The sequence below is a fragment of the Hahella sp. HNIBRBA332 genome, assembly GCF_030719035.1.
In the GTDB taxonomy this organism is placed as follows: domain Bacteria; phylum Pseudomonadota; class Gammaproteobacteria; order Pseudomonadales; family Oleiphilaceae; genus Hahella.
The window spans coordinates 1140909-1166965 of record NZ_CP132203.1; the positions used below are offsets into that span (position 1 = coordinate 1140909).

A 26057-nucleotide genomic window follows, 5' to 3' on the forward strand; every position below is an offset into this window, starting at 1 on the left:
CCGGAATTTGCGCGAACTCGTATTTATAACGTGAAAATTATTCTGCCATCAATTAATTCAGGCGTGCGTCAACATTGTGCGTCGATGGAGAATTGTAATAGCATCCGCACTGTAATGATAAAAAGATCGTTCAGTCCTAGATCTACCAAGGATAATTATATGAAAAAAACTATAATTGCTGCTTGTATGGGGTTAACTTTGGTTCAGCCGGCGATCGCCGCGGACTTCAAACCGGCCGTTGTTTACGACAAAGCCGGCAAGTTCGACAAGTCATTCAATGAGGCGGTTTTTCGAGGAGCGGAAAAGTTTAAAAAGGACACCGGCGTTGAAGTGAAAGAGGTGGAGCCTACTAATGAGGCTCAGGTTGAGCAAGGTCTCGAGAAGTTGGCTCGTCGGGGCTCCAGCCCGATTGTAGCGGTTGGTTTCAGCCAGGCGAATGCGGTGTCTTCAGTCTCCGCAAAATATCCAGACGTTCAGTTCACCTTGATCGACATGGTGGTGGATAACCCTAACGTCCACTCCATCGTGTTCAAAGAGCATGAAGGTTCATTTTTGGTCGGCGCATTGGCGGCGATGAAGTCCGCGACCGGTAAAGTCGGTTTTATCGGCGGCATGGACATCCCTCTGATTCGTAAATTTGGCTGTGGCTTCGAGCAAGGCGCCAAGTACGAAAATCCAAAAGCGGAAGTTTTCACTAACATGATCGGCTCCACCGGCGCGGCGTTCAATAACCCGGGCAAAGCGGCGGAACTCGCCAAGAGCCAGTTTGACAGCGGCGCGGACGTTATCTTCGCAGCGGCTGGCAGCAGCGGCAGCGGCGTATATCAGGCGGCCAAAGACATGGGCAAGTACGCTATCGGCGTCGACAGCAACCAGAACTACCTGCACCCAGGCACCATGCTGACTTCTATGGTCAAACGCGTTGACGTAGCGGCTTACAGCAACTGGATGGCGGCCAAAGACGGCAAGTGGGAGCCGGGCGTTGAAGCGTTGGGATTGGCGGAGAACGGCGTTGATTGGGCGCTGGACGAGCACAACCGCGCGTTGGTGACCAAGGAAATGGAAGAGAAGGTCAATCAGATCAAGGCGGACATCATTTCCGGCAAGATCAAAGTACACGACTACATGTCTGACAACAGCTGCAAATACTAAGCAGGTTGTGAATTTAACGACGGCGTTGTAAGCGCCGCCACGAAAGAAATATCGCCGGGCTTAAAGGGCCCGAAGCCGGGTTTTAGTCGCCCCGGGACAAGTTTTTTCTTGCCCGGGTCTGTCATTTATCTTGACTACTTGGTCAGAAAAATGAGAAAAAACCCTGCGCGGGTGCTTAAGCCCGGCGGATTTCCGAGTAAACTAACAACCGATAAACCAATTCGGGATTTCCCATTTCCATGACTAGTAACGCATTGCAGCTTGAGAGTATCAGCAAGCGGTTCGGCGCTGTATTGGCTAATTCAGACGTTAGCCTTGCTGTCGAACAGGGAACTATACACGGCGTCATTGGTGAAAACGGCGCAGGTAAGTCGACCCTGATGAGCATACTCTACGGCTTTTACCAGGCGGACAGCGGTTCCATCAAAGTTTTCGGCAAGGAAGCAAAAATCCACGATTCTCAGGACGCCATCGACGTCGGCATCGGCATGGTGCATCAGCACTTTATGCTGGTGGATACCTTCACTGTGCTGGAGAACATTACTCTGGGTTGCGAAGGCAGCATGTTGCTGAGCAAAGGCCAGGCGCAGGCGCGCGAGGCTTTGAGTAAACTGTCCCGGGAGTACAACCTTAAAGTTGACCCTGACGCCCTGGTTGGCGAGCTGCCGGTCGGCGTACAGCAGCGGGTGGAAATCCTGAAGGCGCTGTACAAAGGCGCAAAAATTCTGATCCTGGACGAACCCACCGGCGTACTGACGCCACAGGAAACAGACGACCTGTTCAAGATACTGTTATCTCTGAAAGAGCAGGGCGTGACCGTCCTTTTGATCACACACAAACTGAAAGAAATCATGCACGTGACGGATAATGTGTCCGTTATGCGCCAAGGCAAGATGGTGGCTCACCGTCGTACTGCGGATACCAACCCCGAAGAGCTTGCGGAGCTGATGGTCGGGCGCAAGGTCGTTCTGCAACTGGAAAAGCCCGCGACCGAAGCCGGCTCCAAGGCGCTCACCGTTTCCAACCTGAAAGTTCGCGACGCCCAAGGCATTGAGCGGGTGAAAGGGGTTTCCTTTGAGGTGGCGGCTGGCGAAATCGTCGGTATCGCAGGGGTGTCCGGCAACGGACAGACCGAACTGATGGAAGCGCTGGCGGGCATGGTCACGCCGGAATCCGGGGAAATTCGCTACGGCGACCTGTTAATTTCCGCTGACCATAAAGTCTGCCCGTCAGAGATGCGCAAAGCTGGCGTGGCCCACGTGCCGGAAGACCGCCATCGGGTCGGCTTGGTGACCTCCTTCAGCGCCAGTGAAAACGCCATTCTGGGTTATCATCGCAGCGCCGCCTGGAATAGTAAGGGCGTACTAAGCAGCGCCACCGTTGGTAAGCACTGTGCGGAATTGATGGCCGATTTCGACGTACGTCCCCAGGACCCCACCCTCAAATGCGCCAACTTCTCCGGCGGCAATCAGCAGAAACTTATCCTTGCGCGTGAACTCGATCAGACGCCCAAAGTATTGCTGGTAGGCCAGCCAACGCGCGGCGTGGATATCGGCGCGATCGAGTTTATTCATCAGCGTCTGCTGGATATGCGCAATCGTGGGGGCGCTATTCTATTGGTATCCGTAGAGCTGGATGAGATTCTTTCTCTGAGCGACCGCATTATCGTCATGTGCGACGGCCGCGTCACTGGAGAGTTAGCCGCCTCGGAAGCGGATGAATGTACGCTGGGGCTGATGATGTCGTCGTCCCGGGATATCAACGCCAGCGAAGAGAAAGAATAATGAAAGGTCTGGATCGTAATTTGCCCACTTGGGTCAATGTCGGCTTGTTGCCGTTGTTGAACGTCGTTACCGCATTGCTGGTATCCGCCGTGGTGTTCTGGCTGATAGACGTTAACCCGCTGGAAGCGGCTGAAATTCTGTTGTACGGCGCCTTTGGCTATCAGGAAGGCATTGGGTTTACGCTGTATTACACCACTAACTTCATATTCACCGGACTGGCTGTAGCGATCGCGTTTCACGTCGGTCTGTTCAACATCGGCGGCGAAGGCCAGGCCTACATTGGCGGTCTAGGTGTCGGTTTGCTGTGTCTGGCGTTGGATGCGTCGGTGCCTGGACCGGTATTGCTGCTGTTGAGCACTTTGTCTGCGGCCCTGTTCGGAGCCGCCTGGGCGTTTATTCCAGGCTGGCTGCAGGCTTATCGCGGCAGTCACATCGTTATTACTACGATCATGTTCAACTTCCTGGCGTCGTCGCTGATGGTCTATCTAATGGTGAACGTACTGCGTGAGCCTGGACAGATGGCGCCGCAAAGCCGCGCCCTGGCGGAAACAGCCTGGCTGCCCTATATGCATGATTTGTTCGCTGCGATTGGCATTGAATTTGAGCGTTCTCCATTGAACATTTCTCTGTTTCTGGCTTTGCTGTGCGCGTTTGGAGCCTGGGTGTTTATCTGGAAAACCAAGTGGGGCTATGAGATTCGCACCGTAGGCAGCAACCAACAGGCAGCGGTTTACGCAGGCATCAAACCTGCGCGGGTGATGTTGTTGGCCATGGCGATTTCCGGCGCTCTGGCGGGCTTCGTCGGCGTCAATGAAATCAATGGTGTACAGCATCGTCTGTTGCTGGATTTCCATTACGGATATGGTTTTGCCGGGATTGCGGTCGCTCTGATGGGGCGCAACCATCCCATCGGCATCGTATTGGCGGCGTTGCTGTTTGGCGCGTTGTATCAGGGCGGCGCTGAGCTGGCCTTTGAAATGTCCAACGTGAACCGGGACATCGTCGTGGTCATGCAGGGTCTGGTTATTTTGTTCTGTGGCGCCTTGGAGTTTTTGTATAAACCCTTGATCGCCAATATGTTCAAGGAGAAAACGGCATGATCGATACCTTGATTCTGACTCTGGACGCCACCATGCGGGTGTCCACGCCACTGATCTTCGCCGCACTTGCGGGGATGTTTTCTGAGCGCTCCGGTGTTGTCGATATCAGTCTGGAAGGAAAAATGCTGGCGGCGGCTTTCACCGCGGCGGCGGTGGCCTATCTGACCAACTCCGCCTGGCTGGGCCTGAGCGCAGCCATCATGGTGTCAGTATGTCTGGCGATGCTGCACGGCGTCGCCTGCGTCACCTTCCGAGGCAATCAGGTTGTGAGCGGTGTGGCGATCAACATTCTGGCGGCCGGCTTGACTATGACCTTGGGGTTGAGCTGGTTCAAGCAGGGCGGTCAAACGCCGCAACTGACTGACGCCGCACGTTTCTCTACGATCGATTTTCCTGGCGCTGAAATGATGCGGGATGTGCCTGTAATTGGCGGGATCTATTCGGAAATGCTCAGTGGCCACAATATTTTCGTCTATCTGGCTTTCCTGGCGGTGCCCTTTACGTGGTGGTTGCTGTTCCGCACGCGCTTTGGGTTGCGTTTGAGAGCCGTTGGCGAGAACCCGAAAGCAGTGGATACCGCCGGTATTTCCGTGCATCGCATGCGCTACGCCGCATTACTGTGCGCGGGCATTCTTTGCGGCTTCGCCGGCGCCTATATTTCCTCCGCTCAGAATGCGCAGTTCGTACGCGACATGACCGCCGGGCAGGGCTTTATCGCGCTGGCGGCGTTGATTTTTGGTAAGTGGCGTCCTCTGCCGGTTCTGGGCGCCTGTCTGCTGTTCGGATTCCTCGACGCTGTCGCCGTGCGCTTGCAAGGCGTGGAAATTCCCGGATTGGGCAAGGCGCCGATTCAGTTGATTGAGGCGCTGCCTTATATCCTGACGGTTGTATTGTTGGCGGGCTTCTTTGGCAAAGCGGTGGCGCCCAAGGCGATCGGCTTGCCCTATGTGAAAGAGCGTTAAGACATAACACTGACAAAGGCATATCTGCGTCGCCAGGGCTCTGAGATCATTTAGTCTTGGCGACGACCTAAGGAAGACTATGAAAGTTCTGAATTTCGGTTCTATTAATATTGATTATGTCTACCGGGTGCCTCACTTCGTGCGCCCGGGGGAAACACTGGCCAGCGACTCGCTGACGACAGTTTTGGGCGGTAAGGGCGCTAATCAGTCCATCGCAGTGGCCCGCGCCGGCGTTAAAACTGCGCATTTGGGACGGGTGTCCGCGGCGGATGCCTGGGCGGTCGACCTGATGCGCGACAGCGGCGTGGACGTCGCCACCGTCTCACAAATCGCTGAGCCCAGCGGCCACGCCATCATTCAGGTGGATGACGCGGGTGAAAACGCCATTGTGTTGTTTGGCGGCGCAAATCGCAGTTTTTCCCAAGAAGAAGTGGCTTCCGCCGTGTCCGCTCTGGACGAAGGCGACTGGCTGCTGATGCAAAATGAATGTAATGGCGTGGAATGGGCGATCGCCGCGGCGGCGGAGCGTAAGGTGAAAATCGCGTTCAATCCCGCGCCAATGACGGAAGACGTCAAGAAGTTGCCTTTGGAGCAGGTTGACCTGTTGATTCTCAACGCCATGGAAGCCTGCGACCTGGCGGAAACCGCGGATGCGGACGCCGCATTGCAAGCCCTGGCGGGCAAATACCCGAACACCACAGTTGTGGTGACATTGGGGGGCGAAGGCGCTTTGGTCATGAGCGGCGGAGAGACTGTCACCCGTCCGGCGGACAAAGTGACTCCTGTCGACACCACGGGCGCCGGCGACACCTTCGTCGGCTATTTCCTGGCTTCGCTTATTTCCGGTTATGAACATTCCGCCGCTCTGGCCAGAGCGGTCAAAGCGGCTGGTATTGCGGTCACCCGTCCCGGCGCTTCTCCCAGTATTCCAACCGCCCAGGAGGTGGACTGATTTATGTACCCGATTATTATCGATACGGATCCCGGTGTAGATGATGCGATGGCGATCGCCTTCGCCCTGGCGCATCCTGAGATTGAACTGGTGGGTCTGACCACCGTTTTCGGCAACGTGCCGGTTGCTCGCGCCACCCGTAACGCGTTGGCCCTGGCTGAACGTTTTGGCGTTCCCAGTCTGCCGGTGGCGCAAGGCGCCAAATACCCTCTAGTGCAGTCGCCGCTGCCGCACCCTGATTTTGTGCACGGCGCGGACGGCCTGGGCAACATGGATTACGACGCCCCTCAGGGACAAGCCGTGGCGCAAAGCGCAGCGGAATTTATCGTTGAGCAGGCCAATCGCCTGAATGGCGAACTGACGGTCGTGGCGATAGGCCCGCTGACCAACTTGGCCTTGGCGCTCAAGCTGGATCCGGACCTGCCCAGTAAGTTACGCTCACTGGTAATCATGGGCGGCGCAGTCGACGAGCCGGGTAACGTGTCGCCGATCGCGGAGGCGAATTTCTTGTCTGACCCTCATGCCGCGGACGTGGTGTTGGGCGCGGATTGGCCGGCGGTCATCGTTGGCCTGGATGTAACGCACAAAATCATTCTCACGGACAGCAATTTGGCGCAACTGCGCGACAACGCCGGTGAAACCGGTAAATTGCTGTGGGAAACCAGCCGCTTTTATGTGAATTATTACTCCAATACCGGCGCTGCGTCCGACCATGACGAAGCGGGCTGCTGCATGCATGACGCCGCTGCGGTGGCGTATGTGGTGGCGCCGGAACTGTTCACTTGCATCAGTGGACCCGTGCGGGTCATCAGTGAGGGCGTTGGAGCAGGGCAGTTGACGATTAATCGTAAAGGCTACACCTATCTGCTCAAGCATTGGGAAGGCCGTCCCGCCGCCAAAGTCTGTATGGACCTGGAGGTGGAGAAAGTACGCTCTTTGTTCCTGGATACGATCATCCAGCACAAAGTGTGTTGAACTGTTAAATAGAATAATGACGGTATCGAACTTCTCATGATAAAAGGCCCTTGTACTCCAAGGGCCTTTTGCGAAGTGAGTGTTACCGAGCGGCCACGGGCGTTTAAAAATAACTCAGCTTAGGGCTTGGGTCTGTTGGCGATTGCTTTCGCCACCCCTTTTTGGCTATTTTCCCTTTCTCATTGCCGGAGACGCGACTCGGCGGCGTAACCAGCGCGGCAGAGCCTCCACTATGAGTAATGAAAAATCTTTCAAAATCGGCGCTGTTCCCAGAGGACAACGGGCCCGGATATAAAAACAGAAAGGAAAAACACATGGTAGCAAAGCAACGCAAACTGGGCCTGGCCATTCTGGCGGCCTGTTCCTTGACGGTCGTCGCCTGCGCCCCGATGCAAACGGGTCCGCAGAAAGACAGGACGTACCATATTACCCTCCTGCACACCAATGACCATCACGGCCGCTTCTGGCCCAATAAGCACGGCGAATATGGACTGGCGGCGCGTAAGTCCCTGGTGGACGAGATCCGTCAGGAGGTGATGGCGGAAGGCGGTCATGTGCTGCTGCTGTCCGGCGGCGATATCAACACTGGCGTTCCTGAGTCCGATTTGCAGGACGCTGAGCCGGATTTCAAAGGGATGAACATGGTCGGCTACGACGCCATGGCGATTGGCAACCATGAGTTTGACAACCCGCTCGACATCCTGCGTATGCAGGAGCAGTGGGCGAACTTCCCATTCCTGGCGGCGAATATCTACGACTCCAATGGCAAGCGCCTTTTCGAACCTTACAAGATCTTCAACGTTGAGGGTCTGCGCATCGGCGTAATGGGACTGACGACGGAAGACACCAAGAAGCTGGGCAACCCAGAATTTATTGACGCGGTTCAGTTCACCAAACCTGCGGACGAAGCGGCGAAAGTGTTGCCGGAGTTGAAGAAAAAGGCGGACGTCGTTATCGCTGCAACTCATATGGGCCACTACGTTGACGCTACTTACGGCATCAACGCTCCAGGCGACGTGACTCTGGCCAGAACCGTTTCCGGCATCGACGTGATCGTTGGCGGCCACTCCCAGGATCCTGTGTGTATGACTGGCGAAAACCAAGCCAATGAGTCGTACCAACCAGGTGATCCCTGTATGCCGGATGTGCAGAACGGCACACTGATCATGCAGGCGCATGAGTGGGGCAAATATGTGGGGCGTGCGGATCTGGAATACCGCAATGGTCAACTGAAACTGGTTAAATATCAGTTGATTCCCGTTAACCTGAAGAAAAAGGTCAAAAACGCCAAGGGTGAAGACGAGCGCGTGTTCGTGACCGAAGAGATCAAGCCGGATCAAAAAGTGTTGGCCTTCCTGCAGCCTTATCAGGATAAAGGTCAGGCGCAACTGAATCAGGTTGTGGGCGATGTGGACAAACGTCTGGAAGGCGACCGCAATGTTGTGCGTTTCAAACCGACCAATCTGGGGCACCTGATTGCGGCGGCGCAAATGGAGAAGGTAAAAGCGGATCTGGCGGTGATGAACTCCGGCGGCGTTCGCGACAGCATTGATGCGGGTCCGATCACCTACAAAGAAGTGCTGATGGTGCAGCCATTCGCCAACATGGTGAGCTCAGTAGACCTGAGCGGCAAAGAGCTGCTGGACTATCTGCGCATTGTGGCGGAGAAGCCTGTGGATAGCGGCGCTTTCGCTCAGTTCGCTGGCGTACAGCTGGAAGTGGTTGGCGGTAAACTAAAGTCCGCCAAGGTAAACGGCAAGCCTATCAATCCGAAGCAGACTTACCGTATGGCCATCAACAGCTATATCGCCTCCGGCGGTGACGGCTATCCGAAAATCGACACCCATTCCGGCTATGTGAACAGTGGGTTCGTCGATGCGGAAGTGTTGATGAGTTATCTGAAGAAACACTCTCCGGTTAAAGCGGCTGATCACGAGAAAGCGGAAATTATTCGTAAATAAGTTTCTCTGAACAGAAAGCGCTTCGGCCTCCCCTTTATCCTTGCATAACGCTCAAAAGGAGGAAGGGGAGGCATCCTCTCCCTTCTTTTATATTCCTCACTTAGAAATACTTAATCCATCCGACGATACATCACGTCAGTTCGAAGCACGTATTTGATTCCGGCTTTGACTTCGCAGCCTTCATGAAATATCTCGTGCTGAAACGCCAGCGCCAGACCCGCCTTGGGCGAAATTCTGACTTCCGGCGCCACAAAAAATCCGGTTTCGCCCCCAGCTTCAACTTCATTCAGATATAGCAGCAACGTGTAAAAGCTACGCTCGTCTTTTGAACGCCCATAAAAGCCGTCGGAGTGAGGGGCGAACTTCATCCCAGGTTTGTATCGGTAGCACCGAAATAGCTCATTCAATCCGGCAATGGTCCATCCAAATACCGTTTGAGGCAGGTCACTCTTTATTTTCTGGAACAGGTAGGCGGCATAGTCAGGGTCGCTTTTCATCACCCTTTCGTTATTTCGATAGTCTGGTTTATAGATTTCGCCTTTATGTGTGTGAAGGGGGGCTGCCTGGGGATTTTGATTATCAATGAACTGGATCCATTCAAGGCATTCCTGCACTGAAATAACCTCTTCCACGGTGGAAATATACGGGGCGCTATGATCAATATTCATGTGGATTTTGTGTGCCGGAGATATTAAGGAAGTGAGCGTTTGATAGCGGCGATTATTGTATCATTTTTTGCGTATTTTTAGGCTTCTTTATCGATGCTTTGCATTATTTAACTGATTGAAAATAAAGAAATTAATTTGTTTTTGCGTGAAGGTTTAGCTGGCATTCTGGTGACGTCATCAGGAGATGGAATTTAAGTGTCTGATGTGAGTATTTAGCTCATACAGTCAATGCGAAGGTTGAATCAGAGTGTTCATTGGATATCTCGATGGCCAGCCCTGTCATTAATCCTGAAAACGACAGGACCTGCGCAGGGCAGGTCCTGTATCTGCTTCCTTAGTTCTGTCGAGTACGCGCTGTATTTACTCTCTCTTCTTTAGATAAGCGCCCGGACATGCCCAGATATGCGCATCGGATAGAGGTTGATAGAAGACCCAGAGAGTGTCCTTAAGCGTCGCGATGGCGAGAGGCGTGTCGGAGTTGCGGAATACGCCGGAAACCGCGCCGGTTTCGCTCCAGCCCGCCTCAGCCAGGGTTCCATACCCATTGCTGGTAGTGTCGTTCTCGGCCGGGTTGTAGGAAACGGGATTAGCGGGCGTCAGGGTTCCGCTTATGGAAAAGGTTTCAAACAGTAACTGGCCGTTAGCCGGGCCATCGGTGAGTCGGTTATGCGCCAGATAAACGACGCCGTTGAGGGTTGCGGCGGCTATTTCTCCTGACGCGCCGACGCCTTCCGCCACAGGCTCATCTTCATTCGGCGTTACCGGATTGGGCGCTGCGCTGAAGTGATTCAGGGGGAAGGCGCTGGCGGACCATTGATTCACGGTGGTGTCGTCATAGGGGCCGGCGTATTGGCTGTTCTCCACCGTCACTCTATTGAATTCTCCGGTGTTGTAGCTCATACAAGCTAACTGTCCGGTTTTCACGATCTTATAGATCAATAGAATTGTGGGCCCCAGTGCTGCGAGCGTGAAAGGACCTTCGCTGTGAGTGCAAATAGCGGAGGAGGGACCCTGCCAGGCTCCGTTGCTGAAGGTCAGGCTGTGCAATTGCTGAGTCGCATTATCACGGTAGACCAGCATAAATGCTGACTGGTGCGGGATGCTGATCAGGGCGATTTCCTCGACTTCTCCGGTATCGGGCGCTTCCGCCAGTCGCCAACCGCTTTCAAGATCATAGTGCTTGATGATCAGTCGCTTATTCGAGTCCCGGTAGGCTAGCGCGAGCCCGTCTGTATTAGAAGCCAAATGCAGGTAGCCATCGCCATCCTCTGCGACGGTGACTTCCGGCGACCATCTATGGCCGTCAAACACGCAGTACTTCAATGTTCCATCGATATCTGCGCTGACGACATAGAGTTCATCCCGGTAAGCGGCGGCGCTCAGGTTCTGCTTGCCGCCAAGGGGTGTTTCCTGTGGAGGCTGCCATTGGAAGGATTTGCCCCACAGGAACTGAAACCAGTTGGCGTCTCTGTCGTTTTTCTGCAGGTCGCCCAGGTTGAAGTTCTTTTCGATGGTTTTGAGCAAGCTGTAATGGTTGTAACCTTCCGCCTGTTTCCCGGGGGCGATCATGTCTCCGAGAAGCACGGTATAGATCTGGTTGGGGCCATCGTAGGTGTACTTTTTGCCTTTGTCGTAAAAGGCTTCGAAGTCGGCTTCGTCGTAGGTGACGACCACCAGGGTTTTCGGCGGCAGTTTGCTGTTGGGGCCGGGAAAGTTCAGGCCGGCGAAGAAGGATTGCAGCCATTTCGCCTGCTGGTCGACCAATACTGGGGCGCGTTCGCCATTCAGACTGTTATTGAGCGTGCCCACCAGATAATGGCCGTCGTTCCACATATTGGGCGTGAACCAGGCATATTCTGGAAAGTCATTATTGAGCAGGTCGCGCCAAAACCCGGCTTCGTTGTCTATTTTTTTCCAGCGTTCCTGATTGTCCAGGATGTTCTGGAAGGATGAAAACGGATTGTGTTTGATCACATAGGGATAGTGGTCGCGAGGCTTGAAGTTCTCGGGAACCCAGGGCGTATCGTCAGGGACGTAGCTGTCCATATAGGCTTTCCAGCGTAAATTCTGCGGAGAAGCCTCAATGAGGTCCACTATGGTTTTCTGGGGGAGGGGTTGCGGCTGGTCGTCATCGCTGACATTGCAGAGCTCTCCCGCAATGGACGTAATGTAGTTGGTCTGAGAAGGATGCATGACGCCGAAGCTGTTGGTCAGCTCAATTCCCTGGGCGGCCAGGTTGCGCATGTACTCGTTCTCTTGCACGTACCCCCGGTATTCATTTTCGAACATGATGATCAGGACATGATCAAAGACGCGCTCTTCCATAAAACCTCCCTATTCGCCTTGGGCGGATAAACTGTACTGGCGGAGTGGAACTCTAACTTTCCGGTGCGGAAATGAGTCCCCACATAGTCTGGATTTTTGTAGGGAATGCAGTCAGTGAGTCCGATAAAAACGCATTCAGTGGAAGGGGAGTTGAGGGGAATGGAGTCTGACTGAGACAAATTTTCCAACCCGTCCATAGAGGGCTCCCTGGGCTTTGATCCACTAACCACTTGCTTCCGCGCAGCAATCTGAAGCCAACTTTTTGTCTTCTGTTGAGGGTTAGTATAGACCGTTTACTGATCAGTCAGGGGGCGTCAGGTATTCAGGGCTTTCGTTATTTCAAAAACGGATGTTTAGCAGGTGGTGCAGGGAAGCAGCTTTTGCAAATCTCTGTCCCACTCGAACAGCACTTCGTGTGATTTGGGGGATGCTGGCCATCCCTTTTCCTGCGCCGACTCGATGACCTTTCTGACTTCGGCGGGAGTGACTGGCCTCAGCTCAAATAGGTTTGGCGCTTTTTCTGGAGGGCATGAGATCAGGGGGCCGAAGTTGAGCCAGGGATCATCAAAGCGTGTGATAACAATCAGCTTCTGACTTTTGTTATCGGATGGCCAGACCGTGAGTCGTAGATATCCGGCCTCTTCTTTCAAGCATTTCTCATGAGAAATGGCGTAGTTGAAAGTGAGTTCGTTCACCGAAATTTTGCGAAGCTTGCTTTTCATCAAATAAGACGGCTCTATTGGCGCAACTAGGGTTCAATAATAAACAAAAAAAGGCGACCTTGCGGCCGCCTTTTTTCGGGGACTTAGCGTGAAAATCGGTTCTTAGTGGAACTGATCTTCTTCAGTTGAGCCGGTCAGAGCGGTTACTGAAGACTGACCGCCCTGGATAACGGTGGTCATGTCGTCGAAGTAGCCGGTGCCGACTTCTTGCTGGTGAGCAACGAAGGTGTAACCCCGTTCCGCAGCAGCAAATTCGGTTTCCTGCAGTTCCACGTATGCGGACATGTCGTTGCGAGCGTACTTGTACGCCAAGTCGAACATGTTGTACCACATGTTGTGGATGCCCGCCAAAGTGATGAACTGGAACTTGTAGCCCATGGCTGACAGTTCGCGCTGGAACTTGGCGATAGTGGCGTCGTCCAGGTTCTTCTTCCAGTTGAAGGAAGGAGAGCAGTTGTAGGACAACAGTTGATCTGGATATTCTCTCTTGATCGCTTCCGCGAACTTCCTGGCTTCGGCCAGATCCGGCGTCGCTGTTTCACACCACAGCAGGTCAGCGTATGGCGCGTAAGCCAGACCGCGAGCGATGGCTTGGTCAATACCGGCTTTAACGCGGTAGAAGCCTTCGGAAGTACGGTCGCCAGTGACGAACGGCTTGTCATAGTCGTCGCAATCGGAAGTCAGCAGATCCGCCGCGTTGGCGTCAGTACGCGCCAGAACGATGGTGGAGGCGCCGGAAACGTCTGCAGCCAAACGTGCAGCGATCAGCTTTTGTACGGCTTCCTGAGTAGGAACCAGTACTTTTCCGCCCATGTGGCCGCACTTCTTAACAGAAGCCAACTGGTCTTCGAAGTGAACGCCGGAAGCGCCTGCTTCGATCATGGCGCGCATCAGTTCGTAGGCGTTCAATACGCCGCCGAAACCGGCTTCCGCGTCAGCGACGATTGGAGCGAAGTAATCAATGTAGCCTTCGTCGCCTGGATTCAGGCCTTTTTTCCACTGAATCTGGTCAGCGCGACGGAAAGAGTTGTTGATGCGCTTAACGACTGCTGGAACAGAGTCCACCGGGTACAGAGATTGATCCGGGAACATGGACATGTAGGAGTTGTTGTCCGCAGCAACCTGCCAGCCTGACAGGTAGATAGCCTGGATGCCGGCTTTAACTTGTTGTACAGCCTGACCGCCGGTCAGAGCGCCCATGGCGTTTACGAAGTCCTTCTCAGGACGAAAAGCGGGTTTGGCGCCTTCATTGATCAGCTTCCACAGCTTTTCAGCGCCGCGCTTGGCGATAGTGTTTTCGATTTTCAGGGAACCACGCAGGCGCACTACGTCTTCAGCAGAGTAGGTGCGTCTTACGCCTTTCCAACGTGGGTTTTCCGCCCAGTCCTTCTCGATGGCTGCTATTTCTTCAGCGCGATTGTAATTTCCAGTTGTCATCGCTCAACGACCCTCTTTTGGCTTAGTTGAATTTTTGTACGAGACAAAGTGTACGACTTTAGTCATAATTTCTTAAATTTATAGTTTTTATTTTCGGTATTCGCGAAATGAATGTAAGTCGTATCGATTTGAATTTATTGGTTTTTCTTGATGTTTTGCTGCGTGAAAAAAGCGTCACCAAGGCGGCGAATCACTTGGGAATCACGCAGCCGGCCATGAGTAATGGTCTGCGTCGTCTGCGGGATATGTTTGGCGATCCATTGCTGGTGCGCACCAGTGAGGGCATGACGGCGACGGCCCGCGCACTGGAGTTGCAGCCGATGGTGCGGTCGATTTTGTCCGATATAGATATGGTGGTGCAGCCGAAGGAAGTGTTTTCGCCAGCCACCAGCCGCCGCGTCTTCCGCATTATGGCCAGCGACTATGCGGAAAGTACGCTAATCCCCGCTTTGTTGCGTCGCCTGCGCAGAGTGGCGCCGAATATCATTCTGGATGTACTGACTCCCAGCGACGTCAGCTTTCTCGATGTGGAGCAGGGCAGGGTTGATATGGCGATCAACCGCTTTGACAAAATGCCCCAGTCTTTCCACCAGAAAACCATTTGGGAGGACAGCTTTTCCTGCCTGTTGAGCGTTCATAATCCGTTGGTGTTCGATTTCACTTTGGAGAACTATCTCAACGCCAATCATATCTGGGTCAGTAAAACCGGCTTTGGCGTAGGGGTGGGGGTCAACCCCAAGGACGTGCAGCGTTTGGGATGGGTGGATGAGGCGCTGACCCGTTTGGGACGAAAGCGGAAGATCAGCGTGTTTACCCGTCACTATCAGGTGGCGATGTTGCTCGCGCAGCAGCATGACCTGATCGCCACTTTGCCGAGCCGCGCCGCGCTGTTGACTCTGGATAGCCCGGGGGTGGTGGTCAAGGAACCGCCTTTTCCCATTCCGCCGATCGAGCTGAAAATGGCGTGGAGCCCCCTGTTGCAGAACAACTCAGATCACCGCTGGCTGCGTCAACTGATTACGGAAGTCGCCAACGAACCCGAAGAGAGGGAGACCCGGGCCAAGGACTGATGACCTTGCCGTGCGCTTCTGCCGCTGACGACTCAGGATTTTTGCATGACGTCCACCAGCTTATTGTTCAGCTCCAATATTTGCTTGGCCATATTTTCCATCAGCGCCAGACAGGTGCGCGGCTGGTTGCGAATCAGAAAGATAAACTCATCCATGGGCGCAGACATTACCGTGCAAGGGCGGTCGGCGATGACTGTGGCGGTGCGGGGCGTTTTGGTCAACGCCGCCATAGCGCCGAAAATCTCATTGGGGCCGACCTTGCCGACTAATTGATCCTTCACGTACACCGACGCTTCGCCGCTGATCAGATCGAACACTTCGTCAGCGGAATCACCCTCTCGAATAATCACTTCTCCTTGTTTGAACGACTTGAAGGAAGTGTGGGTTTCATTCTGAGTATCGAGACCATGACAGCAGGCTTCGGCGAAAAAGGCTGAGATCTGCATGAGATATTCTTTGAAATGCACTGAGCCCGCGGCGGCGTCCCGAAAATGCTTCTTGCTGATCTGGGCCAGGGTGGCGGGGCCGTCTGAGCGGATGACCGGTTCTGGGAATCCTGACAGCACCTGAATGCCGATCAGGTCTCCTTGCTCGAAGTGATAAACCGGACGGTCATTCGTTACCGCTTCCAGCTCGCCTGATTCGACGAAGTACAGATAGTCGCCGTCGAACTCCCGGTACAAGTCGTCGATATAGTCGAATTTGACGCTGTCGCACAGCATCTTGATGGCGTCATACAGCTTGGCGCTGCTCTGGGTGACGTTTGCGCCCAGAGCTTGCAGCCTGTCCGTTGTGCTATTGATGAAACGCATGATGTTAGTTCCCCCGCAGAGACGGACTTATTGTTGTTCCATAAGCAAAAGACCTTCCACATGGACGTCTGGATCGTCAAATCGCTGCAAGTCGAATGAGCCGGCGAAGGCGTCTCCCGGCGCTGCGAAAATGCCGTTGAGATTGCCGGTGACGCAGTCGCTGCAATTGACGGATCCGCTGATATTTCCGTTCAGCACATTCAGGTAGGCCTGCGCATCTTGATACGAGCCAGAGAGCTGGCTGCTCCAGTTCTGGCTGGCGGTGCTGACGTCCAGCAGGCCATTGCTGATGACGCCGCTATCGAAATCCACCTGAAAAGAGCCATTGACGGCGGCGACCGCCCCATCTGAACCGCTGCCGATAAAGTCGCCGGTCGTGGCGAAGTTTGCGGTTCCCGTCAGGTCGGCGGTGTTGGCGGCCTCCGCTGACAGCCAGTAGACGGAGCGTTCCTCAGACCTGAAGACGTCTGGGTTGGCCACATCATCGTAAATCTGTACGCCGGCGCTGGCGGATGACTTCCAGAGCCCCCAACTGATATTGCTGCGACCGCCCACGTTGGGATCGAACTTTTCCAGGATGGCGTCACCCTGTCGCACCACCGTGTAGGGCTCAGGAAAGTTATCCGGATCGAAGAACATGACTGTGGAGGGCGGGCTGCCGGACCCGGGATCATCTACATCCGGCAGAATGAAAACCGGTTCGCCATTGGCGTCGAAGACGATTTTCAGGTTGGCGGACTGGGAGCCGTTGATGCTGCCGTAGCCATATGTGCCTTCCATGATGCCGCCCAGGGTGCCGGCGATATCCGTGCTGGACGCAGAGGAGGAGATGGGGTCATAGGTCACCAGACCAAACAGCAAGGTGACGTCTCCTGTGGTGGTGTAAAACTCCAGCTTGCCGGGGTTCTGCATGGACTCTCGCACGCCGATGGGCGCGCCGGAGAGGGACAGATCGTCGTCAATATCAGCGATGAGGCCGGCCAGATCTGTAATATTGTCCTGCAGCATGATGGTGACGGTATTAATAGGCGGCGCGCCGCCGGAGCTGCTGAAGGAATATTCGATATTAAATGTCACCGGGCCCGCGCTGGTGTAATCGAAAGGCGTTATCGTCTGGGGCGCGATGATGGTGGCGAGCATCTCTGCGCCGGCTCCAGTCACCACGGCGGCGCCGAATATGCGGTCATTGATGAACTGCTCATACTCGGCGATGGTCAGGCGTGGATCCTGGATAGCGGGACCGGAGTTGTCGCCAGGCGGTTCTGGCGTCAGTTCGCCGCTCAAGTCAGGGTTGGTGTCGGTGAAGTTGGTCGTTTCCGGGTCACTGATCTGGTTAACCGGATTGGACTCGGCAATCGTCGTCGCGGAGATCAGTTCCGCGTCGCTGTTGTCGGCGCTGGCGGTTGTGTCGTCGGTGAAGCCATCGGGTGACGTTCTGACCTCGCCAGTCGCCGCTGTTTGGCCTGAGGAAGTCGATGTGCTTTCGCTTTCTTTATTAGGCTCGTCTGCAGTATTGGCGTCGTCTGCGGTCGTCCCTTGTGAGCGTGAGCGCCGGGCTTCCGCTTTTGGAATGGGCAGGCCTTGCTGCATTTCCGGCGGCGCCTGCAAGAGCCCTTCAGGAGCTTGGCCGGGTGTGATGGCGGAGAAGCGGAAGGCGACATCTTCGCCCAGATCCAGGGCCCCGGCGGTATTCTCCACCCGTACGCCTCCCTGCCAGACTGCCAGTAACAGCTTTTGCCCGCTGCTTTCCAGAGCCTCGTAGTGCGTGCCGCGGATTCCGATGCTGGCCGCGTGGGTGGAGACTTTGTAGGCGTCGCTGTCGCCTTTGCCGATGGAGCCCGTGATAGTGCGGAATCCACCCTCCAGCAGCCGCATGATGGCGGCTCCGCCTTTACCCTTGTCTCCAGGGGAATACTCTTCGATGGTGAAGCGGGTGTTTTCCCGCAGCGTCATCAAGGCCTTGTCGGTAAATCTTAGTTGCAGCATGGAGTCAGCTCCGGTGGTGAGAGTATCTCCCACGTAAATAGCTGCGCGGCGGTTCAGGGAACGTTCTTCGCCGTTATCTCCCGTCGCAGTGGCGACGCCGCGGGACATAATCACTTTCCCCGCCTCCAAGGACGCTGCCGCGGCCGTAGGCGTGAGTGAACCGTAGGTCATCAGTATGGCGGCAAACGCGCTGAGCATGAGTTCTCGCATAAGGGGGCCTCCTTAAAACCGCCAACGGACGCGGAATTCTCCGCGCCAACGGGTGTAGTCATATAAGTCCAGATTGCTCTGGTTGTCCGTGTAGGACAGCTCGGCGAGCGCGCTTAGCTCATGATTGAGCTTCCATTCGCCGCCAGCGTTGAACTGAGAGGATTTATCGTCGCGCACTTCCCCGAAGACCGGATTTTCCGCTTTGTAATCGGCGAAAAAGCCCGAGTATCCCAAGTACGGCGTCAGGGTAGGGGAAAGCTTGTAGCTAAGCCGATAGCCCAGGCTGTGGAAGTCTTTGGCGAGAGAAGCTGCATTCTGCTCTCGTGGATTTTCCGTTCCGGCGAATACACTGAGGGTGTGCAGGAACTTGGCGCGAGGAATAAGCAAAGACAGACCTGTCAGCGGCTGATAGTTATTCAGCAGCGGGTTGGCGAAAGAGTCCTTGACGAACACGCCGGCGTAAAAAAACGTCAGCAAATGCGTATTCCATTGCTCTCGCCACTGCATGAATGCGCCGGTATTGCGCTGGTAATCTTCGGCGTCCAGCAGCACATGTTGATAGGAGGCTCCGGCCTCTACTTCCCGTCGGGTGCGACTGTATTTCCAGGAGGCGCTGAGGCGGCCGGAGTCGAGGTCAAAATCGCTGTTTTCAAAGTTGTGCTTGTGTTGGCTGTCGAACTCCAGCTTGGCGGCGTTTAATTGCGAAACCGGGTGTTCGTAAGCGAAATTGGTGCGCAGCGCGGCGTAGGCGCTTTCCGTTTCCTGGGCAGAATCAGGCAGTTCAAACAGGCCGACGAAGCGTTCGTCGGTGGCGTTGTTGATGTTGCTGTCGTAACCGCCGCCAAGCCCTATATAGCCGCGCCAGCGTCGCTGTGTCTCGTATTCGCGTTCATCCAGGGCGGCGAGAAAGCGGGCGATATTGTCTTTGACGGCGGGCGGTGGTTCTCTGGCCAGAACGATAAGAAACTGCTCTCGTGCAGCTTCATACTGTTGCAGATTGAACAGCGTCCTTGCGTACTCCAGGCGGAAGCGGTCATTGTCCGGGTACATCGCCGTGAGCCTTTCGAACATAAATTGCGCTTCTGGATAGTGCCCGCTTTGCAGGGCGGACATGCCGAAATAGAAATCGAATTCAGGATCTCCCTCCATGATTTCCATGTGCTCGGACCCCAGTCGATAAGCTTGCTCATAATCCGCTGCGGCGTTCAGCGACTTCAGGGTCGCAATGATTGAGCTACTCTTAACAGAATCCTGGGCGTAGGCGGGTAAGCCCCAGATCATCAGCAATATCAGTATCAGGCGGCGAGTTATTTTGGTTATCAACAAAGCGATAATTCCTTTTGCCCATGGTTACGGAAACATCCAGTGCTTTAAGTCTAGAAAGAGAGGGTGATTTTGCCAGCCGCAGTTTTTTCGGAGTCCGCAATAAATTGATGAATTGCAACAAGTTCACATGCGAACGATTTCTGGGTTCCTCAAACATCTTCCCACGCTGCTGATTGCTGTGGCCATGATCGGCTGGCAGTTGATCACGCAGTCGGGTGACCGTTCTTTGCTGAATCGTCTCGATTATGTGTTTTATGACTGGCGTGCGCAGACGGCGGCGCTTTTCACCAGGGCGGAGTTGTATACGGACGTGGTGATTGTCGATATCGACGAGGAGTCCATTCAACGCGAAGGACGTTGGCCCTGGAGTCGCGCCCGGGTGGCGGCTTTGGTGGAGTCGCTGCAGGAATCCGGTGCGGCGGTGGTGGCGTTTGATGTGGTGTTCTCCGAGTCCGAGAGCAATAACTTCATTGAATCCGTAGCGGCGTCCGCCGGGCCGGATCTGAGTGACGAAGAACGCACGGTGCTGAATCGCATCGCCATGTCCTGGCGGCCGGATGAACAACTGGCGGAACGTCTGTCGGAGATCGACACGGTGCTGGGGTTCTTCATGCATTTGGATACCTCGATGCAAATCGGCAGATTGCCGGATCCATTGGCGCGGGCGCCTGCCGGTAATGTTCTGGTGAATGCCTCAGGGTACGCCGCGCCGCTGTTGGAACTGCAGGATGTGGCGGCAGGCAGCGGGTTTGTCACCACCTTTCCCGATGCGGATGGCGTGATTCGACGCACGCCATTATTCATGTCTCATGACGGCTCCATTTATCCCTCCCTGGCGCTGGCGGCGGCGATGGCCTATTTGCTGGCGGATGAGGTGGAGTTGGAGTTCGCTCCTCTGGGCGCGGTGCAAGCCTCGAGCGGTATGCGTCTGACTGATGCGCTGGTGCAGACTGACGCCGTTGGACGGGTATTGGTTCCTTATCGGCAGGGGCGGGGACAGTTTCGCTATATTCCCGCCTGGATAGCATTAGCTGGCGGCTTGGCTCCGCAGGAGTTGGAAGGCAAGCTCGTGTTTGTGGGGACGTCCGCCATTGGTCTCGCTGATCTGGTCAGCACGCCATTCGCTACCGTTTTCCCCGGCGTGGAGGTGCAGGCGCTGGTGACGCAGGGACTGTTGCGGGGAGGGTTTCCATATCGTCCGGTATGGGAGCCGGGCGCGGTGCTGGTGTTTCAGTTGGCTTTGCTGCTGTTGCTGGTGTGGGTGTTGCCTGGGCGTCGTCCTCTGACCATGGTGCTGGCGGCGATCATGATCAGCCTTTTATTGGTGGCATTGAACACGCTGATATGGACGCGCTGGCGCATGGACTTTCCCATGATCAGTACGCTGTTGCTGGCGCAGGGCGTTTTTGGCTGGTATCTGGTGACGGAATTCATTCACGAATACGCTGTCGAGCGACGCGTTCGCGGCATGTTTGCGCAATATGTGCCGCCCGCCCATATCGACCGTATGTTGGATAATCCCGAGCAGTACTCCATGGCGGGGGAAAGCAAGGAGTTGACGGTGCTGTTCTCCGATATCCGCAGCTTCACCACTATTTCCGAGCAACTGTCCGCCGCGCAACTGAAAGAACTTCTGAATCTTTACTTTACGCCAATCACCGAGTCTATTTTTCGTAATGACGGTACTATCGATAAGTATGTCGGCGATATGGTCATGGCATTCTGGGGCGCGCCGGTAGACGATCCGGAGCATGCGGAAAAAGCGGTCAAAACCGCCATGGAGATGCAGGCGATCACCCGGCGCTTGTCTTCCGAGCTCACGGCAAAAGGTTTTCCCTCCATTCAAATCGGCGTTGGCGTCAATACCGGCTTGATGAATGTCGGCGACATGGGGTCGCAATATCGCAAGGCGTACACCGTGTTGGGGGACGCGGTGAATCTGGGCTCCCGGCTGGAGGGGCTGACCAAGTTCTATGGCGTCGATGTGCTGGTGGGAGAAACGACAGTCAAGGGGGCTGATGGCTATGCCTTTCGTTTCTGCGATCGCATTCAGGTGAAAGGTAAGGATATTCCGGTGGACGCCTACGAACCACTGGGTGAAAAGGGGCGGCTTGACGCGGTGACCTTGAATCGCCTGACCCGCTACCAAAGGGCGATAGAGTGTTACCGAGCGCGGCAATGGGAGCAGGCGGACGCCATATTCCAGCAACTGCAGCTCGAAGAGCCGGGGTGTCGTTTGTACAGCTTATACAGGGAACGGATCAGTGGGCTACGACAGCAAACGTTGCCGGAGGATTGGGATGGCGTCTATCGCCACACATCCAAATAGCGGCGTGCAGAATAACTGAGTCTGAGAGCCGGACTACAGGGAAAACTGACGCAATTCCTGCGACACCTGACTGTGCTGCAGTAAGCGCATGAACTCATCTTTCAGGCGTTTCACCGTTCCGGGGTCCTGATAGCAACAAAAGCCTTCCCATTTTTCATAATGGTGGCGCAGCAAGACGCCATCATCGTCGATCAGCACATAAACCTGTTCGGGAAAACTCAGCTCCGGGTTGAGCATTTTGATTTCAATGTTGGAGGTGAGCCGGCGGGCGAGGGCGAGCAGTTGGTTGCTCTGCGCCACCGGAGTTTTCGGCGCGCCCAGGAGGATTTTAATCTGCGTAGCGCGACCGCCCCGGGCGAGACGACTCAATGCATCCAGCACGTCGGGATTGTCCAGTACATTTTTTTCCAGATCCCAGGTCAATATTAAGGCGCTTTGTTTCGCCTGGGAGGTAAGCGATTTCAGGTGCTCCAGATAGTCGGGCTCGGAGTGAGTGCGGTAAACCCGCTCGTCTTGTCCCAGCGCATTGGCGGCTTCGACTTTGGCGGTTCCCAACGTCAGCTCCATGCGCTGATGCAGCGAGCCGGCTTCTTCATGGGGAGAGCCTAAAGCCTGAAAACCTTCGTTAGCATAGAGGGACGTGGCGTCGATGTTAGCGCTGAGCGTCAGATGATTGAATCCTTCGGAGCGGGCGTAGCCGATAACGAACTTGAGCAGACTTCTGGCGATGCCTTGGCGGCGAAACTCCGGCAGGACCGCCAGACGACCGAACTTCGCCTTTCCCGGCGATAGACGCACCAGACGGGCGACCGCCAGATTGCGGTCCTCCACGTCTTTCACCAGGAAGTGTACGGCGTTTTCGTCCTTGTCGTCCCACTCCAGTTGCGGGGGAACGCCTTGCTCTTCCACAAACACCTGTTGGCGGATCGCGCGTAACTCGCTCTCATTTTCCAACCAAGTCGTAATGCGGGTGTATTTAAGCGTCGTCATCGTCCCAATGTTCCTCGTCATCATCGAAGCCTTCTAACACCAGACTGCCTCTATTTAACAAGGAACTCAACAACTTCAATGCGTCCTTATCGGCGCTCCACGGCAGCAGCCGCTCACGGTCTATGTTGTTGCTGCGGCACAATATTTCCACCAGCGGCGCAAAGCGCTCATCGGCGTCATATGCCTCGCCGTCGACGGCAAACATGACGCGGCGCGCGCCAGCCTCTTCATACAGACTGTAGGTGTAGCGGGAACCCTCATTCCAGCGCCACTGGATTTCCTGGTCCTGCAACGACTCGCCTGCATCTTCCGGCGAAAGACGCATATCCGCTTCCAGCGGCGGCACAGCAGCGTCAAACTTGGGAGCGCTGATAAAGCGACCGAAGCTGCGACGCAGACCCGCTTCGTCATCGAGCAGAGCCTGTAAGCGGGATTTGATGTCTGCAAAAACGTCGTCGCTTATCAGGCCGGGATTGTTCAATGGCGCTTCGGTGGCGTCATGCAGATGAGTGGATAACGCGGGATTCTCAAACCAATCGTCCGCCAGCGCGGACATCAGTTCCGCATAAGTAGGGGAGCGAAAGCCCACAGAAAGAGTGATGCAGGACGTTTCCGCGATGCCGTAGTGAGCGTAGCGGGGCGGCAAATACAGCGCGTCGCCTGGCTCCAGCACCCACTCTTCCGTCTGCTCGAAATTCTGCAGAATGCGTAATGGCGTGCCGTCTACACGAGGCGACTGGTGATCGCAGGGCGGGCCGATGCGCCAGCGGCGAGCCCCCGTGGCCTGGATCAGGAACACGTCATAATGGTCAAAGTGCGGTCCCACGCTGCCGCCAGGGGGCGCGAAGCTGGCCATGACGTCATCCACGCGCCAGTTGGGCAGGAAACGGAAGCGGTCGAGCAGGTCTGCGACTTCCGGAACCCAGGTGTCTAATCCTTGCACCAAAAGGGTCCAGCCCTGAAGAGGCATATTCTCCAGCTTTTCTATGGAAAACGGACCATGCTCAAGTTGCCATGGTAGACCGTTCAGTTCTTCATAGACCAAACGGGATTCGACTTCTTCTTCTGTGGCGAGCCCCGCCAGATCATTCTCGTCCAACGGGCATTCGTAACCGGGAAATAAGCCGCGAATAATCAGCGGTTTTTTTTGCCAGTAATGCGCCAGGAAGTCGGCGACGCTGATGTCGCCCAGGTGAGTCAACATATCGCCGTTACTCGCCGCTATAGTCTTTGATGCGCGCAGCCTGCTCTGCAGCATTGCCGATGTATGTCGCCGGCGTCATTTCAAGCAGACGCTGCTTGGCTTCTTCAGGAATTTCCAGCGACTCAATAAACGGCTTCATCGCTTTTTGGGTAATCGCTTTGCCGCGGGTCAGTTCTTTCAGCTTCTCGTAGGCGCCTTCGATGCGATAGCGACGCATGACGGTCTGAATCGGTTCCGCCAACACTTCCCAGCTATGATTCAGGTCTTCGTCCAGGCGCATAGGGTTAAGCTCCAGCTTGCCCAGGCCCTTCAGAGTAGAGTGGTAAGCGATCAAGGACTGCGCTAGGCCAACGCCCAGGTTGCGCAATACAGTGGAGTCGGTCAGGTCGCGCTGCCAGCGGGAAACCGGCAACTTGCGGCTCAGGTGCTCCATTACCGCATTGGCGATGCCCAGGTTGCCCTCGGAGTTTTCGAAGTCAATCGGGTTAACTTTGTGGGGCATGGTGGAAGAGCCGACTTCGCCAGCCACCGCTTTCTGCTTGAAGTAACCCAGAGAAATGTAGCCCCATACGTCGCGGTTCAGGTCGATCAGGATGGTATTGAACCGGCACACTGCGTCGAAGGCCTCGGCGATAAAATCGTGGGGTTCGATCTGGGTGGTGTACGGGTTCCATTCCAGCCCCAGCTCTTTGATCAGAGCTTGCGCGTGAGCTTCCCAGTCGACATCGGGATAGGCGCTCAAGTGGGCGTTGTAGTTGCCGACCGCGCCGTTGATTTTGCCCAGCATTTTGACTTGGCGAATCTGCGCCATTTGTCTTTTCAGACGAGCGACCACATTGGCAAGCTCTTTGCCGACTGTCGTGGGCGATGCTGTTTGGCCGTGCGTGCGGGACAGCATGGGCTGTGCGGCGAAGTTCAGGGCCAGTTCTTCCAGTCTGGCGACGACTTGCTGCATGACTGGCAGCACGACGTCTTGCACGCCGCGTTTCAGCATCAGGGAGTAAGACAGGTTGTTGATGTCTTCCGAGGTGCAGGCGAAGTGGACGAACTCATTGATATCCGTAAGGATTTTAGGCGCGCCTTCGCGTTTGAACTGTTCTTTGATGAAATACTCCACCGCTTTCACATCGTGATTGGTGGTGCGCTCGATTTCCTTGACCCGGGAGGCGTCTTCCAGCGACAGGTTTTCATAAATGGCGGTCAGGAAGGCTGCCGTGGCTGCGTCAAAAACGGGAACTTCTGGGATACCGGGATTGGCGGCCAGTTGCAACAGCCATTTGATTTCCACTTCAATCCGCGCTTTGATCAGACCAAACTCACTGAAGATCGGCCGCAAATCGGCGACCTTACCGGCGTAGCGGCCGTCGACGGGGGAGAGTGCTGTCAGCTCGTTAAGTATCATGTTTCTATCTCTTGCAGCGGTTGAACAAACGTTGAATTCTAACATTAAAGGGGCGTGCGATCAGCGCAACATACCATTGGCGATCTGCAGAATCTTTTTGCGCATGAAGAACAGTTTCCAGCGGCGTCCGCCAACCTGTCTCCATAATACGGCGGCGCGAATGCCGGCCAGCAGCAGGGCGCGAATCTTATCCGCGTTTTCATCCACTCTCAGGAATCTGGGGTCGCCAGTCACCTGTATGCGCTGAGGGAAAGTGCTGATGGTGTCGCTGTATAGCGAGGCGAAAGCGCTGATGATATTGGTGTGTGTGGGGTCGAAGTGCAAAGTCTGGGTGTTTATCTGCGCGATGCGTTGACTCATTACGTCCAGCATATCGCCGCGCTTGTTGACCTTACCTTCCAGATACAGGAGCGTCAGGGCGTAACGCACGACATCCACTTTTTTGCGGTCCTGCTTTCTTTCCAGTACGGCGATCAACTCTTTCAAGCCCAGTTGCACGCCATAAATATCGCCATACACATCCAGGGTTGAGGTCGCATCGACCTTGAGCAGGCTCTTCAGACTGCATTCATAGCTGGTTGGTGCGACAGTACCTTGCTTGGCCAACTGATCCACCAACGCGGCGGACTGAAAAACGCCCGCCAGCGCTATCACTTGATTCTCAAGGTTATAGGACAATGTCGACAGACT

Annotated in this window: 20 protein-coding genes; 9 read left to right on the forward strand and 11 right to left on the reverse strand. The window is 55.2% G+C overall.

From position 1 onward, the window contains the following. Positions 1-159: 159 nt before the first annotated feature. The 7 genes from O5O45_RS05350 to ushA all read left to right on the forward strand — a co-directional run bounded on the left by O5O45_RS05350 (position 160) and on the right by ushA (position 8886). Complete coding sequence (locus O5O45_RS05350; RefSeq protein WP_305904220.1) at positions 160-1152, forward strand: BMP family lipoprotein; 993 nt, start codon at positions 160-162, stop codon at positions 1150-1152. Positions 1153-1391: 239 nt separating this feature from the next. Further along, on the forward strand, positions 1392-2936 hold the full coding sequence (locus O5O45_RS05355; protein ID WP_305904221.1) for an ABC transporter ATP-binding protein: 1545 nt from the start codon (positions 1392-1394) through the stop codon (positions 2934-2936). Then, entirely contained in the window at positions 2936-4036 is a 1101-nt protein-coding gene (locus O5O45_RS05360) for an ABC transporter permease (RefSeq protein WP_305904222.1), read from the forward strand. The genes O5O45_RS05355 and O5O45_RS05360 overlap by 1 nt, the downstream gene beginning before the upstream one ends. After that, complete coding sequence (locus tag O5O45_RS05365) at positions 4033-4998, forward strand: ABC transporter permease (protein WP_305904223.1); 966 nt, start codon at positions 4033-4035, stop codon at positions 4996-4998. Before O5O45_RS05360 ends, O5O45_RS05365 begins: the two co-directional genes overlap by 4 nt. A gap of 79 nt (positions 4999-5077) precedes the next feature. Next, positions 5078-5950, forward strand: coding sequence for a ribokinase (locus O5O45_RS05370; protein ID WP_305904224.1), 873 nt, complete (start codon positions 5078-5080; stop codon positions 5948-5950). Positions 5951-5953: 3 nt separating this feature from the next. Further along, positions 5954-6925: a nucleoside hydrolase gene (locus tag O5O45_RS05375; protein WP_305904225.1), complete on the forward strand. Its 972-nt coding sequence runs from the start codon at positions 5954-5956 to the stop codon at positions 6923-6925. Between the two features lie 314 nt (positions 6926-7239). Next, positions 7240-8886, forward strand: coding sequence for a bifunctional UDP-sugar hydrolase/5'-nucleotidase UshA (gene ushA / locus O5O45_RS05380; RefSeq protein WP_305904226.1), 1647 nt, complete (start codon positions 7240-7242; stop codon positions 8884-8886). Positions 8887-8996: 110 nt separating this feature from the next. Here the strand turns inward: ushA and O5O45_RS05385 are convergent, their stop codons facing one another. From O5O45_RS05385 to aceA, 4 genes are all read right to left on the reverse strand, one after another. After that, positions 8997-9554, reverse strand: a complete 558-nt coding sequence (locus O5O45_RS05385; protein WP_305904227.1) for a 2OG-Fe(II) oxygenase — start codon at positions 9552-9554, stop codon at positions 8997-8999. 360 nt (positions 9555-9914) lie between these two features. Then, positions 9915-11879 (reverse strand): alkaline phosphatase family protein, encoded by a 1965-nt coding sequence (locus O5O45_RS05390; protein WP_305904228.1) that lies wholly within the window; start codon positions 11877-11879, stop codon positions 9915-9917. Between the two features lie 353 nt (positions 11880-12232). Beyond that, positions 12233-12601 carry a hypothetical protein gene (locus O5O45_RS05395; RefSeq protein WP_305904229.1) on the reverse strand — a complete coding sequence of 123 codons (369 nt, stop codon included), beginning with the start codon at positions 12599-12601 and terminating at the stop codon, positions 12233-12235. Positions 12602-12703: 102 nt separating this feature from the next. Beyond that, positions 12704-14038 carry an isocitrate lyase gene (gene aceA / locus O5O45_RS05400; RefSeq protein WP_305904230.1) on the reverse strand — a complete coding sequence of 445 codons (1335 nt, stop codon included), beginning with the start codon at positions 14036-14038 and terminating at the stop codon, positions 12704-12706. A gap of 107 nt (positions 14039-14145) precedes the next feature. Between aceA and O5O45_RS05405 the strand changes: the two genes are divergently transcribed. After that, positions 14146-15108 (forward strand): LysR family transcriptional regulator, encoded by a 963-nt coding sequence (locus tag O5O45_RS05405; RefSeq protein WP_305904231.1) that lies wholly within the window; start codon positions 14146-14148, stop codon positions 15106-15108. Positions 15109-15140: 32 nt separating this feature from the next. Here the strand turns inward: O5O45_RS05405 and O5O45_RS05410 are convergent, their stop codons facing one another. From O5O45_RS05410 to O5O45_RS05420, 3 genes are read right to left on the reverse strand one after another with little or no spacing between them, the layout of a single operon-like run. Continuing rightward, positions 15141-15920 (reverse strand): cyclic nucleotide-binding domain-containing protein, encoded by a 780-nt coding sequence (locus O5O45_RS05410; protein WP_305904232.1) that lies wholly within the window; start codon positions 15918-15920, stop codon positions 15141-15143. A 27-nt stretch (positions 15921-15947) separates the two neighbouring features. Next, positions 15948-18116, reverse strand: coding sequence for a FecR family protein (locus O5O45_RS05415; RefSeq protein ID WP_305904233.1), 2169 nt, complete (start codon positions 18114-18116; stop codon positions 15948-15950). Between the two features lie 12 nt (positions 18117-18128). Next, positions 18129-19439, reverse strand: a complete 1311-nt coding sequence (locus O5O45_RS05420; protein ID WP_305904234.1) for a porin family protein — start codon at positions 19437-19439, stop codon at positions 18129-18131. Positions 19440-19569: 130 nt separating this feature from the next. On the opposite strand from O5O45_RS05420, the gene O5O45_RS05425 reads away from it, so the two are divergent. Continuing rightward, on the forward strand, positions 19570-21771 hold the full coding sequence (locus O5O45_RS05425; protein WP_305904235.1) for a CHASE2 domain-containing protein: 2202 nt from the start codon (positions 19570-19572) through the stop codon (positions 21769-21771). 33 nt (positions 21772-21804) lie between these two features. Here the strand turns inward: O5O45_RS05425 and O5O45_RS05430 are convergent, their stop codons facing one another. Genes O5O45_RS05430 through hflD form a run of 4 tightly spaced genes read right to left on the reverse strand, consistent with a single transcriptional unit; the run spans position 21805 to position 26045 of the window. After that, positions 21805-22761, reverse strand: coding sequence for a GNAT family N-acetyltransferase (locus O5O45_RS05430; protein WP_305904236.1), 957 nt, complete (start codon positions 22759-22761; stop codon positions 21805-21807). After that, complete coding sequence (locus O5O45_RS05435; protein WP_305904237.1) at positions 22748-23965, reverse strand: cupin domain-containing protein; 1218 nt, start codon at positions 23963-23965, stop codon at positions 22748-22750. Before O5O45_RS05435 ends, O5O45_RS05430 begins: the two co-directional genes overlap by 14 nt. A gap of 7 nt (positions 23966-23972) precedes the next feature. Beyond that, on the reverse strand, positions 23973-25367 hold the full coding sequence (gene purB / locus O5O45_RS05440; RefSeq protein WP_305904238.1) for an adenylosuccinate lyase: 1395 nt from the start codon (positions 25365-25367) through the stop codon (positions 23973-23975). A 60-nt stretch (positions 25368-25427) separates the two neighbouring features. Beyond that, the gene (gene hflD / locus O5O45_RS05445) at positions 25428-26045 is read right to left on the reverse strand and encodes a high frequency lysogenization protein HflD (protein ID WP_305904239.1); all 618 of its coding nucleotides are present in this window, start codon (positions 26043-26045) and stop codon (positions 25428-25430) included. Between the last annotated feature and the right edge of the window lie 12 nt (positions 26046-26057).